This is a genomic window from Alteromonas antoniana, assembly GCF_019249295.1.
Lineage (GTDB): Bacteria > Pseudomonadota > Gammaproteobacteria > Enterobacterales > Alteromonadaceae > Alteromonas > Alteromonas antoniana.
This window is the reverse complement of record NZ_JAESDH010000008.1, coordinates 1-14051: the sequence shown is the minus strand read 5'-3', so window position 1 is coordinate 14051 and position 14051 is coordinate 1. Positions and strand designations below refer to the sequence as shown.

The window sequence follows — 14051 nt, the reverse complement described above, 5'->3', positions numbered from 1 at the left end:
ACTGCTTTGAGTACACGGGCATACCGCCAATTTGTCCTGACTTCCCAAAGCAGCAATGGTCAACGATGCCAAAAGACATCAAACCAACATGGTCACTCCGACATTACAACGCCCGCTACCTGTCCGTAGACGGGCGTTTTTCTTTTCCGGCAGCTTGATTCATGCGCCAATACTGATAGACTCGCCGCTGTTGATGAACATCAACACACCAAGGGGTGCCGAAACCGGCTGAGATCCACAACGTGGGAACCCTTTTACCTGATCCGGATAATACCGGCGTAGGGATGGTTTACACAATTAGCCACATCACCTGCCGACATGCCGGATCTTTTTTTCTTCAATGAAATAAGAGATCCAAATGAACAAAACTGTTTTACTTCTTTCTCTGGCCTCGTTACCCGCACTGGCCCAAACTCAGGATGCCGATGTTGAACGGATCACTGTCACCGGGGATTTCCGCCAGGCTACGCTTGATCAGTTAAGCAGCAGTGCTTCTGTCATCGATCAGGCCCGTCTTGCTACCCGACAGGCAACGCATCTCGACGGTATGCTGAATATCGCACCTAATGTGAACTTTGCGTCAGGCGCGTCTCGCGGTCGGTTTATACAAATTCGTGGGATCGGTGAGCGCAGCCAGTTCGCTGAGCCTATCAATCCGTCTGTGAGCTTTCTTGTCGATGATTTTGATTTTTCCGGCCTTGCCGCTTCCGGTGTGTTGTTTGATACACAGCAAGTTGAAGTTTACCGGGGACCTCAGGCTACACTTTTTGGTACCGGCGCGCTGGCCGGAGCGATAAAAATTCAGAGTCACCAGCCGGGAAGCGATGCGCCGTCGCACGCCGAAGTGCGGGTGGCTACAAAAGACAGCTATCGCGTAGAGCTCGCTCATGGCGATAATATTACAGAGGACGTCGCGTATCGCGCCGCCCTGATGCACAACCGCAGCGATGGCTTTATTGAAAATACCTTCTTAAACCGCGAGGACACTGACAATATCGATGAAAGTGCGGCGCGGTTGGGGATCACGGCGCAGGTCGATGATCGCACCACCTTCACGGCCAATTATCGCTGGTACGATATCGACAACGGCTATGATGCGTTCTCTTTGGATAATACCCGCGAGACGTTGTCGGATGAGCCGGGGTATGACTTACATCAGACCCATGCAGTGAGCGCAAAGACGCAAACACAGACGGCGGGTGGGCAGTTAGATCTCATCTTCACACATGCCTCACACAATATCGCCTATGGCTATGACGAAGACTGGACTTACACCGGTTTTCATCCATGGGGCTATACCTCGTTCGATGCCTATTTCCGGGAAGTAGAAACGCAAACCGCAGAAGTGCGTTTTACGTCTAACGATTCCGCCGCTTTATTTGACGGCAAAACCGCCTGGATAATCGGTGCGCTTTACAAAGGCAGCGAAGAAGATCTGCTGCGCGAATACACTTACGCCGATGGTGACTTTCTTAGTGTATACGAGCCCGTCACCACCTCTGCTTACGTTCAGACAGATACCCGTTTAACGGACAACCTGACGCTTATAGCGGGTCTGCGTGTAGAAAATTATGATTTTGAATACACTGACAATCAGGGGCTGGATAACGCACATGACACCACGATGACCGGCGGCAAGCTGGCCTTGCAATATACGCAGGGTAAGCACTTCTGGTACGGCAGTATCTCACGAGGCTATAAAGGTGCGGGTATCAATCCGGATCAGCAGGTGAGTGACGAAAAGCGCTTTTTCGATGCAGAGTATAACTGGAACTACGAAGTGGGCGTAAAGGGGCCACTGTTTTCTCCGGATATCATGGTTCGCGCAGCCGTGTTTCATATGGAGCGGGACAATACCCAGGTAAATGACTTTGATGTTCAGGTAAGGGAAGATGGCACGCCGGAGTTTATCGACATTATCGATAATGCCGACCTGGGCACTAATCAGGGCGCAGAGGTGGAGTTTACCTGGCAGGCAACAGAAAACTGGTTGCTTGAGGGGAGTGTAGGGTACCTTGATGCGACGTTTGAGGATTACACGACCGCAGATGGCACTTTAGTGGAGAAGCAAACTCAGGCACAGGCTCCAAAGTACACGGCAAACCTCTTTAGTGAACTGGCCCTGAGTGACAGTTGGTTATGGCGCGCGGACATTGATTTCAAAGATGAATACCGTTTTTCTGATGGCCATGACGTGACCTCACCTTCCACTACGCTGGTGAACTCCGAGCTGGTTTGGCTGTTGGATAACTGGACGGCGACGCTGTGGGTGAACAACGCGTTTGATGAAACCTATTATGTTCGCGGCTTTGGCGGCTTCAGCAACGATCCGCGCGACTTTTACGAATTTAATGAACCTTACTATCAGCTGGGTGACGGCAGACAGTATGGTATTACCGTGCGTTACACGTTTTAAGGAGAGTCGATTATGCAGGTTATGGTTGAATTATCGTTATACCCGTTAGTGGATGATTTCATTGGGCCGATAGCGGCATTTATTGAGCGTCTCAATGGATACGACGGGTTGTCTGTTATGACTACCTCAACCAGCACGCAGGTTACCGGCGACTATCCGCTGGTTATGCAAGTGCTGGGAGATGAAATGCAGCGAACTCACGAGGAAGTAGGGCAGGCAATTTTTGTCGCCAAGTTTCTAAACTTTGATGCGATGCAAAGCAGGAAGGGCTAATGGAGAATGCAGGCTCTCAGTTCCTGGAACAGTTGCTGGCGACGTCGTTGCCCGAATGGGTTGCGGTATTACTGGCGCTTGCCTATGTCTGGCTGGCGGCACGTCAGAACAGCTGGTGCTGGGCCTGCGCATTTTTCAGTACCGCCATTTATACCTGGCTTTTCTGGCAGGTTACGCTGCCGTTTCAGTCTGCTCTGAACCTCTTCTACATGGTGATGGCCGGTTATGGTTATTATCAGTGGAATAAAGGAGATAGTGACGACAGTACACCTGTGCGATCCTGGCCCTGGTGGTGGCATGCGTTGCTTGTGCCCGGGATCCTGCTCATTGCCTGGCAGCTTTCTGAACTCGCGGCATCACAATTTAGTAGTGAACATTTGTATCTTGACGCCAGTATTCACTTGCTAAGTGTGGTAACCACATTTATGGTTGCACATAAAATATTACAAAACTGGCTGTATTGGTTTGTCATTAACCTGGCATCGGCATACTTGTTTGCACAGACAGGGCTGATGTTATCAGCATGTCTGTTCCTCGGTTATGTGGGCTTTTCAGTCTATGGATACCGCGAGTGGTTGAAGCAATGGAAGATGCAACATGCAACAAGAACGTATACTTAGCGCGCTAAAGGAACCGCTTGGTCTGTCTGAGGATGCACGTCTTATCCCTCTGACCGGTGGCGAGGTAAATCATGTTTATCGCTTAACCGATAGACATAAGGACCTGGTGGTTAAATGGACCGGTGAAGACGCATTCAGCGGTATTAACCGGTTTCACCAGTTTGTGCTGCAAGAACAGGTGTCACAGAGGTTGTTGGCACCTGAGCCCGTGTGGCTAAGCGATGACGAATGCCTGTGGGTAGAAAAGTTCATTGAGGGCCCGACGTTGTCGCGCTCAGGTACCGATATTCCGGCGGCGCTGGGGCGGATACTGGCGTCGATCCACGACCAGCCTATTACCGCCAGGCCCCTTCAGCTTACAAAACGGTGGCAACACTATATTGATTCTGCCAAGCTTTCCTCAACCGATCCGAGAGTGCATCGTGCCAACGAGTTGAACGAGCGCTTACATCTGGATTACGAGGACGATGGCGTGTTAGCACTGTGTCACAACGATTTATCAGCAGACCACATTGTGTGTGGCGAACACTCTGTGATTGTAGACTGGGAATACGCCGCGATGGGCAACCGCTACTTCGATCTCGCCGGTTGTGCGCTCATCAATAAACTGAGCGATGATGCCTGCGACGAGTTATGTCAGGCCTATGCACAAGCGGCATCGGTTGAAATTGATACGGTGTTAAGGCTATTTCGTCAGCAACGCGAAGTCGTGACTGTGACGAACGCCCTGTGGGAAGCGGCATTAAATGTACAACTGAAAGGAGCAAGAACCGCCTGATATGCAGCGAAACGCTCGATTAATCAACGAATTGGTTAATCGTTCAGCGTTAGAGTGCAAAAGGAAGTAAAAGTGCTTTACCTTTCACATTGCATACGTATAATGCTCACCGCGCTAGGGGTGTAGTTCGAATTGGTAGAACAGCGGTCTCCAAAACCGATGGTTGGGGGTTCGAGTCCCTCCACCCCTGCCATTTTCCTCTCTGTTAAGATACACTTTGTTTCATCATTCTATCTTAAGATTTCTGTATGTCTTTGCTGACTGACTATCAACGAGCCGCGTTAGAAGTAATGGGTATCCCTGTGTGGGTGTCGCAATCTGAACAGCACGCGGCATCGCCACAAGAAACCGTCACAGATACGGTTCCGGCGACACCTAAGTCAGCGACACCAGCAGACAGAGCGGCAAAGCTGGCAGCACTGAGAGCACAGGTTTCTTCAGCCAACACTTCGCCGGATACGACCGAAAATGCTTCTGTTAGCGACGCGCCAACAGCGCCGCATACCCGGGCACTGTCTGCGCAGGAAGTAAAGGCCGCTGGCAAACTACTCAGTGATATTCAACTGGCTGCAAGTGCTGTCAGTTTTACTGAGAATACGCTGGCGTTTGAGGTGGGTGAACAACTTAGCACCACCCCAGACAGAATCACGTTGCCATGCCCCCCTGAAGCCCTGACCGCAAAACAAAAGCGCGCGTTGTGGAAAGCGATAAGTCAGGCGTAGGTATATGTCGCTCCAGGTGCAACCACTTACTGCCGATTTTCTTGCAAACGCTTACCGAATTCATCAGCAGGCACAGCCTCGACCGTGGTCGCTAACTACCTTTGAAGACTGCACAACAGCGCCGTATGCCGGGCTGGTGGCAACCGTTGATGGGCAGGTTGTCGGCTACGCCGTGTTGTTGTTTGTTGCTGATGAAGGCACGCTGATGGACATCGCAGTAGATAACGCCTTTCACCGGCAGGGCATTGCTAACGCTCTGATGGATAGCAGTATTCTTATGTGCGAACAAAAACAGATGGGGTCATTGTGGCTTGAAGTCAGGGTGAATAATCCGGCTGCGGTTTCACTGTATGAAAAATACCAGTTCGCCCATATTGAAACGCGCAAGAAGTATTATGATACCCCTGAGGGAAAAGTCGATGCGCATATTATGATGCGCAATATCTGACCGCTATCTATTTGACATCTGACGACACTCTTTATGCACTCCGGGCTACATGCTCATCGTTTCCTTTGCTATCTCAACACCATCTATCGTTGCATGTGATACCACTGCGCAATAGTGTGTGAACAGCCGGTAAGTGTCGCCAAACACGTCAAATCGATTGCTCACAACGCTCAGGCATTCAAATTCACCCCATAAGCGGGTACAATTCGCGCCCTCTCTATTAACAACGATTCAGAACGCTGCATGTCATTAGCTCAAGAAATTGCAAAACGGCGCACCTTTGCCATCATCACGCACCCTGATGCCGCCCAGCCTTTCAACGCTTAAAACCACCTTTCATTGCACACCACAATCACATCTCTACGTACTGAATTTAAAGGCTTTTTGTCTTTTTCTCGTTTCTTTGCTTTTCAATGATGTTCAAGCGTAACCTCGGAAAATGTGTACAAACTTGAGTACAAATCGCCATATTTACCGTTTTTAGCCAAATTCCATGACACAAACCTAGCTGTAGGCCTTGTTCCTACTGGGTTTTAGCCAAAACTTGCCTATATTTTTTATGCCAAAAATCGAGAAATGATGGTAAGACGTTCGCGATTATCTCTAATTGTTTGCCGGTTGAGTTGGTTACCGGTTGCTTTCTTGCTGTCCTAAAAGTTCATTTGTATGGGCCTGATCTTCTGAACAAATCATGCATCTTTCTGACCATCAACAAGTGATGAATCAGGCGATGATAGCTTTACATTGATTTTCAGGAGAATGCAGATGACAGCAGTAGCGCACCAAGTAACCCCTTTTCTAACGTCTTACGAAGTTATGGCTCGTTACCACATTAGCTATACGACGCTCTGGCGAAGAATAAAAGATGGCAGCTTGCCGCAACCTCGTATCAACCGAAATACACGAAACAAGCTGTGGCACATTGAAGACTTGGAGGAGTATGAGAAGAATTAGGAATAGATAGCGTAGCTTAGTTTTTCTGTTGGAGCTTGGACTAACGCTTTGAAACGCCGGCTTGTGCCAACAATATAGTTAATATGTACACCAACTTAGGCTAAGATAGCAGCATGGATTTTTTATTGATTGGATGGATAGGTAAGTGACGACTCCTCAAGAACGGACAACAGGTATTACAAATGCGTCGATAAAAAAACGTTTCGGCTCAATTCCCGCTTGGAAGATGTTGAGTGAATATATCTGGAACGGTTTGGATGCTGGTGCATCAGATATTGATGTCATTATTAACACCTGTGATCTCGGCGGGGTGGAGTCAATAGAGATCCATGATAATGGTGAAGGAATTGACTTTCATAACCTAGACCGAAATTTTGATAATTGGGATGACTCATCCAAAAAACAGGTTACCCAAAAAGGCAGTCAAGGCAGAGGGCGGTATTCATTTCATAAATATGCTGCAACAGCAACCTGGCTTACGAGAAGACAATCTGAGAATGCACGTATTACCATAGACTCGTCTCGTATTAAAACGTACAAAGTTGAGTTGATCGACGATAAAGAACAGCATAGTAGTATTCTTTCAAATGGAAGTGGGACATCAGTATTTCTTACGGGCATTACGAGTGAAAAATCTCAAAAAATCCCTAATATTGAAAATATCATGGAGGAGCTTTCAAATGAATTTGGTTGGAAGCTAATAGTTTTTTCTAACCTTAAAATATCAGTTAATAGAGTCCGAGTGACGCCTCCCCAACATAGGTTGTTTCAAGAGCTTATAGATGTTGATGGAAATATATTTAGTTCAAGTATCATTCAGTGGATAAAAAAACCATCTGGTGAAAAGTCATACAATTATTTTAGAGATTCAAAAGAACATCAGAAGTATAGAAATCTGACTGGTTTTAACTACAAAAACAATTTTTTCATAAGTGGATATATACAATCTGAGTGGTTCGATAATTTTCAAGATACCTCATCTCCAAATGCTGATCTCTTCATTAGTGAAAAGAGTGATGGGAATAAAGTTTTAGCTATGCTGCTAAAAGAACTGCGCAACAAAACAGCCGAGATTTATCAGGGGTTCCTTAGAGAAAGAGCTGTTCAGCTTGTCGATTCTTTCGAAGAAAAAGGATATTTTCCTGTTTACAATTGGGAGTCTGACGAAGATCGTTCCTTTAGAATTGCACATACGAAGAAATTAGTAACTAGTATCTGCGTTGCTGATCCAGCAGCTTTTAATGGGCTAAAGGCTAAGCAAACAAAAATTATAATCGGTTTGCTTGATAGGCTATCTACATCAAGTGAAAATGATAGTTTGATAGATATATTGGAAGGCGTTTTAGACTTAAATAAGGAGCAAATGGATGAATTTGCATCTCAAATAAGTAAATCTAAACTTGATTATATAATTAGCACGATTGGACACATTCATAAGCGAGATCTAGTCGTACAGAAAATGAAGTACCTTTTTAAAGAGCACGCTAAAGAAGTTCTAGAAACACCAGACTTACAAGGTATTATTGAGGCTAATACATGGTTGTTTGGCCCTCAGTACACAACTATAGGTGCCGAAGAGGATGACTTTTCTAATACAGCTAGAAATCTTCGGAATTCAGATATTGAAATATTGGATGGGGACGATATCAGTACCAGTGATCTTATTGAAGGCGCTACCATAGAGGGGGCAAAAGGCCAAGTAGATTTGTTTCTTGCACGCAAAATGGTCACAATTGATCATTCTACACAAGAAGAATTTATTAAATGTACGATCATTGAAATAAAAAGACCAAGTGTAGCATTGAATAAGAAACATTTAGCTCAAGCTGAACGTTATGCTGAGGTACTTGATAAGCATCCTGCCTTTAATGATGAGAGAATGAGATTTGATGTTGTTCTTGTTGGAACTAAAATCTCCCAGAATGATACTCAAATTACAAGGCGGTTGAAAGACCTTGCTGGTAAGGGCGGCGCGGGCCTTGTTTCCGGGGCGGATGAAAGAATTCGAGTATACGTTAAAAGTTGGTCTACAATTTTTAATGATTTCGAGGTGACTCATAGTGCTTTATTACAAAAGCTAAAAATAAAGAGAAGCGAGCTAGAGTATAAATCTAAGCAAACCCTTGTGGATGAATTGCAAATACCTCTCTCTGAGGCGTCGTGAGACTTATAATAATTATTCGATAAGTTGTTTTTTTGTAACTGGAAAAACAACTAATCTAAACCGAGCCAAATGCACTACTTGACTCGGTCATTTGTACTAGCTCAGTCTCTTCCTTAATTCAGCTACCCCTTATTGTCCGAAACGCCAGTTGAATGGAAAGCCTGTCGGCTCGATGATGGTTTCTAGTTGTTGATACCAAACGTCGTAAGCATGACGCATTTCGTCCAGGTACTGATATTGGTTGTAGATAGCATCCAGCCCTTTTTTGCTGTGGCCAATCATCAACTCGGCAACTTCTTGCGTCGTGATGGCAGACATTCGCGTTCGCATCGTTCTGCGAAGATCATGCATAGACCAGTGTTCCATCTCAATACCAAGCGATCTGCGAGCCCAGATTTTCACATTGTTAGGAATAGTGGTATCAAAGCCATTTGTGGCAAGCTCTTCTTGTCCGTTCGCGGGAAACAAGTAAGTTGATTTGCTCATCTGCATCGCCAGTTCAATCAGCTCAATAGCTGGCTTAATCAATGGCCGCATGATCGGCGCTCCAATTTTCTCACCTTGTTTGCGGATCTCTATGGGCACTGTCCACATTGCAGATTGCAAGTCAAAGTGATGCTTTTCAGCTTGAATGAGTTCGCCCTTGCGCCCTCCCAATAAGAGAAGCAGTTTTATGTAGATGCGATTCTTCTCAGTGATTTTTGACTCATGCAAATAGCGCCAAAGTATCCTGATCTCGTTGTCATTTAGCACCCGAGTTCGTTTTCCTTTTTTACCGCCAACCTTTTTTGCTGTGATCCCAGCGGCAGCGTTAATTTCCAAAATTTGTTCATCAATCAGCCAGTCATAGAACTTATGCAGTACAGACACTAGGCGCTCTGTGTTTGACGGAGACGATTCCGAAACCTCACGAAGACAGTTTCGCAAGGACAATTCAGTGATGTCAGTTAATGGATACTTGCCAAGTCGGGGCAGCAAATATATTTCACTGCTGCGTTTTTGGTAGTGCCACGTTTTCTCCTTTAGCCCTTGCTTACCGGCAGAGTCTATCCAGTCTCGAAAAATCGATTCGAAGCTTTGATTAGCAGAATACTTAGCCCGTTCCTGCTGTAGGTAAAGCTTGGGGTTTCGGCCTTGATCAAGTACTGCCCTTAACCTATCCAGCTCATTCCTGGCTTCAGCCAGCTTCATAAGGGGGTAAGTACCTATGTCTACCCGCTGTTGCTTGCCATCGAACCGATAACGAAACTGAAAAACAATTTTGCCCTTGGGCGATACCCGAGCACTTAGCCCATCTCGGTCGGCTTTTACTACGGTTTCTTTTGCTTCTTTATTTAACCTGGCATCGAGCCAGCTAACTGATAACGCCATGTTATAAGCCCAGCCCTAGTTTTGATTTTAATGATTGTTTACGTGTTTCTGCTTTGGGTTCTGGCGCTGTACTCATAGAAGTAACTTCACCATCTGGTGCAAGGCCATCCACCGGTACAGATGTCGTGGATAGATTGGGTTGGCTCATTTGAATTAACCCAAAGGTTGCCAGCATCCGCAGACGCTCAGCGCGTTCCCGTGGTGGCGTCTTTTCCAATTCTTTGAGTAGTTCTGGGTGGCTCCCTGGGGGAATGTTGACGACAACTCTCATGATCATGCCCCATAAAACCAGAAGCCTCGGACGTTCGCCAAAACAGACTGCTCAGGCACGATGATCTTGCTTCGTGAAAAAATCTCCTTGGCCGCTTCCTTATAAGCCAAGGCTCCACCTCCGGCGATCAATACCAAGTCCGCATTAATGCTTTCGTCACGCATGGATTGACGCATGGCTGTAAGAGCAACAGGCGCTACCTTTTTCATGGCAGCATTCAGATAAGGTGAAATATCGACTTTTTCTCCAAATAGCAGGACCTGTAAGTCGCCGGTTCTCATGGCTTTTTCAAGTCGATCCATTCCGACTTTGGCACCATGATCTTCCGAAATCAGCTTATCGATGGTTTCCAGTAGCACGGACATTGCCTGAAGACTGGTTCCTGATGAGCTGTAGCGAATTTCTCCGGCCTCAAGGGCAACCCAATCAACAGAAAAGAAGCCGGGATCAATGACGACGACACGACCTTCTTCAATCAAGCCCAGATCACCACCCGTTTGAACCAGATCCATATAGGCACCGGCAGGCTGTGGTAGTACTTTGACGTCATGAACGGTGATGCTGCGCTTAGGCGTCACTTGATGGACACCTTTTAAACGCTGCACAAGGTCAGACTTACGTTGTGGTTCATGAAACTGGGAAACCGGTAATCCAGTGACAACCAAATCGATGGATTCTGTTTCAGCCATTAACAAGGCGGCATGAAAAAGTGCCTTATAGGTTTTTGTGGTGGGATATTCCGGGTGAAGCTCTCGTTCCCAGCCTTGAAGGCGTCCAGCAGGAACACCAGCGGCCCAGCGCTCATTATCGACAGAGACATACAAACAAGTTTCATCATCGCCTCCACCGATACGCTCCGGCATACGATCCGCTGGACCGGCACCCGCAGGTAGAATAATGGTTTTCGGTTCACTACCTGATTGGCCAATTGCCAGCTTCAGGTTTGAGTAACCGATATCTACGCCTAGTACAAACATACTTATCTCCTGTGCACTCAAAGTGCTCTAACGGTTTTCAATCAACCGCGCTGTTCACGCTTGGGCATTTCCAAGTGCTCTGGCGGTTTACTCAAATGTCATTATCAGGATTCGGTGCACTGGCGGTGGGCAGAAAGGTGACAAATCCTTTCATCTATCTGCCTATTGCATTTTTGCAAAAGTATGAGAATAGGCTCTGTTTGGCGGCTGGTGACCTAGCCAAAAAAATTGAGACGCCAAACGTCGTTTGCATTCTGGCCTGAACTTGCCAAACGGTTTGTATCTTCATGGCGATACGTCTTTTTAGGTGTTTTTAAGTGAAATCAGCCTGTATCCCTTGTCGGGTATGGGATTGAGCGAGTCGATTTATATCGAGACGCCAAACAGTGATTGTGACGGCAGTTTTACGTTTGGCGTTTCGATCCAAAAGCCAAACGGATAGTGGTTTTGGCTTTAGGGGTTAATTGGATGGGGAAATTGGTTTGGTAGAAATCGTCAATGAACAATGGAAAGCAGATGTATCAGATTTACTTCAGCAAGAAACGGACAGGCTAAAAGCGCTGGCACGAGCTGAAGTTGATGACTTTTGGGTTACCCATTACAAGGTTCGAGAGAATGAGCCCTTTAAAGACTGGGGTCTGCTTGGTGTCCGTATCAGAGACTTTAAGTATGGCTTTGGCATAGAGTGGTATATCAACAGTTTTCACGGTCAACGAGGCAAACGCGTGGTCTTTAGCAAGGGGCTGCGTATCTCAAAGACGAAGCTGAGATACGCATTTTTAGACTGCCAAGGTTTGGCCAAAGAATGGGAGCTAGCGCTGGCCATGGAGAAAGAGGAATTCTTCAGTGATATTCGACGCCAGGTTGATAAGCTCAACATGCTGCGTCGCAGAGTGAATGCGTATTGAGTCAACTGCGCTACTTCACTCGCGGTAACTGGTCCCAGCGTGTTGTATAAGCGGGAGACAAATGCTCTCGCTTCATCGACCAATCTTTCTTGAGTCCTTGTCCAGCAAAGAAAACCTTTCCGGCACCGCTTTGGTTAATGGTGTCCAATACAGACATTAGCTGCTGGCTATTAGAGCGGGTCGATACGTCATCGAATAGTCCTGGTTGAAACATGCCAGGATCGTAAAAGTCAGACAGCATGACGCCCGCTTTGGCATAACGAAAACCATCCTTCCATATCCGCTTGAGTAAGTGATTGGCCAGCTCGATAAAATCCCGCGTGTCGCAACTGGGGATTAGCAATTCACCCGATGCAGAGTTGCTGTACTGCGGCTCGTTGTCCTTAAAGGGGCTGGTACGTATGAACACGGTCAGCACTTTGGCTTGCTGCTGTTCTTTGCGAAGTTTCTCAGTGGCGCGGGTTGCGTATTCGCATACGGCTTCACTTAAAAATTCAAAGTGCGTCACTTTTACGCCAAATGAACGGCTACAGACGATTTGCTTCTTAGTTGGCGGGATCTCTTCAAGTTCAATGCACGACTCACCATTGAGCTCTCTGACGGTTCTTTCTAAAACCTCTGAAAACTGGTCTCTGATGGCTCTAGGAGAGGCATTGGCGAGATCTAAGGCTGTGGTGATACCCAACGCATTTAAACGCTTAGAAAGCCGTCTACCAACGCCCCAAACATCATCAACCGGGACTAATGCGAGCAATCGACGTTGCCGATCTGGATTGGTCAGGTCTACAACCCCCTGAGTAGCTGGATATTTTTTGGCGGCATGGTTAGCCAGTTTGGCGAGTGTTTTAGTCGGTGCAATGCCTACACAGACGGTGATCCCAATCCAGTGGCCTATGCGCTCTCGCACTTGTTGTCCGAACTCGACAAGAGATATGGCAGACTCAATACCGGTTAAATCCAAAAACGCTTCGTCAATAGAGTAAACCTCTACTCGTGGTGCCATCTCCTCCAAAGTGCGCATCACTCGACTGCTTAAATCTGCATACAGCGCGTACAGTTGGCTAAGAATTCCCGCTAAAAATAGACGAGTAAGTGAGCAACCATTCTGCCGCATGGGTTGCTGGCGTCTAACACCAGAAAAATCACCCAGCCCAACCCGCTGTCTATTTTTTAAGGTGGGCATTCATCTACATGTCTAATTTTTTACCAATTTGATCGCTAAGATGTACTAATTTGATTACCGAGGGAGACTGACGGACTAATTACTTAGGGGCTTAATCGTACAATCTCCACTCGACACCACACAACTCACTTCTGGACATTTCTGAGTTGCATTTTAGCTAATTTAGAAAAACATGAATTAGATAAAGTATGGAAATTTCAAATCAATATGAGGCGGACATGAAGAAATTGAAAAAAGTAGCTTAACTGGGTTGGTCAATTTTGGTTGACCACGTCATGTTCCGGTGAGTACGCAAGTCATTGGCGCTAACGAATATGAAGGTCACTTTGCTTTTGACTTACTCTATAACAACTCTTCAGATATACAGCCTAATACCTTATCGACCGATACGCATGGTACCAATAATGTTAACTTCGCTATATTAGATTTCTTTGGTTACACATTCGCCCCTCGATACGCGAAAATGAAAAAGGTGTTTTTTGAGCTATTTGAAGTGACTGAAGAGAACGGAGGCCGTATTCAATTAAAGAAAGATATTAATCATAAGCTAATTGCTGAAGAATGGGACAATATTCAGCATATTGTTTGTTCATTGAGTCGTAAAACCACCACTCAAAGCACAATCATTAGAAAGTTGAGTAACGGCAAGAGCCGAAGATTGTCAGCATTGCATGAGTACGACCGTTTAATTAAATCTATTTATGTTTTGGAGTATGTTGATAATTCAACGTTGCGTCATTACGTCCAGCAAGCCTTGAACAGAGGTGAAGCATACCATCAGTTAAAACGTGCTATTACTTCAGTTAATGGCAATAAATTTCGTGGGGGGAATGATTACCAAGTATCACAATGGGGTTCTAGGGATTTTCCCCTCTAAAAAGACTTAATCCTCTGTAGACCACACCAATAAATGGCTGCGGAGGTGGGTTACTACTTATAAGTGTGGCAAATTAGGTAAATATCGTA

General features: G+C 46.2%; 13 protein-coding genes, 1 tRNA gene and 1 riboswitch. Of the genes, 10 read left to right on the top strand and 4 right to left on the bottom strand.

Annotated features, from left to right (window positions below):
* The first annotated feature begins 201 nt into the window (after window positions 1-201).
* Window positions 202-302, top strand: a riboswitch (TPP riboswitch).
* A 56-nt stretch (window positions 303-358) separates the two neighbouring features.
* The 8 genes from JKP77_RS08375 to JKP77_RS08340 all read left to right on the top strand — a co-directional run bounded on the left by JKP77_RS08375 (window position 359) and on the right by JKP77_RS08340 (window position 8375).
* Window positions 359-2416: a TonB-dependent receptor gene (locus JKP77_RS08375; protein WP_218310735.1), complete on the top strand. Its 2058-nt coding sequence runs from the start codon at window positions 359-361 to the stop codon at window positions 2414-2416.
* Between the two features lie 12 nt (window positions 2417-2428).
* Window positions 2429-2689: a YkoF family thiamine/hydroxymethylpyrimidine-binding protein gene (locus tag JKP77_RS08370; protein WP_218310734.1), complete on the top strand. Its 261-nt coding sequence runs from the start codon at window positions 2429-2431 to the stop codon at window positions 2687-2689.
* Complete coding sequence (gene pnuC, locus JKP77_RS08365; protein ID WP_218310733.1) at window positions 2689-3309, top strand: nicotinamide riboside transporter PnuC; 621 nt, start codon at window positions 2689-2691, stop codon at window positions 3307-3309. Before JKP77_RS08370 ends, pnuC begins: the two co-directional genes overlap by 1 nt.
* On the top strand, window positions 3287-4087 hold the full coding sequence (locus JKP77_RS08360) for a choline/ethanolamine kinase family protein (RefSeq protein WP_218310732.1): 801 nt from the start codon (window positions 3287-3289) through the stop codon (window positions 4085-4087). Before pnuC ends, JKP77_RS08360 begins: the two co-directional genes overlap by 23 nt.
* 116 nt (window positions 4088-4203) lie before the next feature.
* Window positions 4204-4280: transfer RNA gene (locus tag JKP77_RS08355), tRNA-Trp, on the top strand.
* Between the two features lie 55 nt (window positions 4281-4335).
* Window positions 4336-4809: a hypothetical protein gene (locus JKP77_RS08350; RefSeq protein ID WP_218310731.1), complete on the top strand. Its 474-nt coding sequence runs from the start codon at window positions 4336-4338 to the stop codon at window positions 4807-4809.
* A gap of 4 nt (window positions 4810-4813) precedes the next feature.
* Window positions 4814-5257, top strand: a complete 444-nt coding sequence (gene rimI / locus JKP77_RS08345) for a ribosomal protein S18-alanine N-acetyltransferase (protein WP_218310730.1) — start codon at window positions 4814-4816, stop codon at window positions 5255-5257.
* A gap of 1099 nt (window positions 5258-6356) precedes the next feature.
* A complete protein-coding gene (locus JKP77_RS08340) occupies window positions 6357-8375 on the top strand; it encodes an ATP-binding protein (protein WP_000211147.1) in 2019 nt (672 codons plus the stop codon).
* Window positions 8376-8504: 129 nt separating this feature from the next.
* On the opposite strand, the gene JKP77_RS08335 is transcribed toward JKP77_RS08340, so the two are convergent.
* The 3 genes from JKP77_RS08335 to JKP77_RS08325 are packed head-to-tail and all read right to left on the bottom strand — an operon-like array spanning window position 8505 to window position 10994.
* Window positions 8505-9746 (bottom strand): tyrosine-type recombinase/integrase, encoded by a 1242-nt coding sequence (locus JKP77_RS08335; RefSeq protein WP_001218618.1) that lies wholly within the window; start codon window positions 9744-9746, stop codon window positions 8505-8507.
* 1 nt (window position 9747) lies between these two features.
* Window positions 9748-10017, bottom strand: a complete 270-nt coding sequence (locus JKP77_RS08330; protein ID WP_001995600.1) for a hypothetical protein — start codon at window positions 10015-10017, stop codon at window positions 9748-9750.
* A gap of 2 nt (window positions 10018-10019) precedes the next feature.
* The gene (locus JKP77_RS08325) at window positions 10020-10994 is read right to left on the bottom strand and encodes a ParM/StbA family protein (RefSeq protein WP_000497807.1); all 975 of its coding nucleotides are present in this window, start codon (window positions 10992-10994) and stop codon (window positions 10020-10022) included.
* Window positions 10995-11476: 482 nt separating this feature from the next.
* Between JKP77_RS08325 and mobI the strand changes: the two genes are divergently transcribed.
* Window positions 11477-11902 carry a conjugative transfer protein MobI(A/C) gene (mobI, locus tag JKP77_RS08320; protein WP_000229427.1) on the top strand — a complete coding sequence of 142 codons (426 nt, stop codon included), beginning with the start codon at window positions 11477-11479 and terminating at the stop codon, window positions 11900-11902.
* A gap of 10 nt (window positions 11903-11912) precedes the next feature.
* Here the strand turns inward: mobI and umuC are convergent, their stop codons facing one another.
* On the bottom strand, window positions 11913-13085 hold the full coding sequence (gene umuC, locus JKP77_RS08315; protein WP_001142610.1) for a translesion error-prone DNA polymerase V subunit UmuC: 1173 nt from the start codon (window positions 13083-13085) through the stop codon (window positions 11913-11915).
* A 283-nt stretch (window positions 13086-13368) separates the two neighbouring features.
* Between umuC and JKP77_RS08310 the strand changes: the two genes are divergently transcribed.
* Complete coding sequence (locus JKP77_RS08310) at window positions 13369-13962, top strand: Tn3 family transposase (protein WP_000107352.1); 594 nt, start codon at window positions 13369-13371, stop codon at window positions 13960-13962.
* The last annotated feature ends 89 nt before the right edge of the window (window positions 13963-14051 follow it).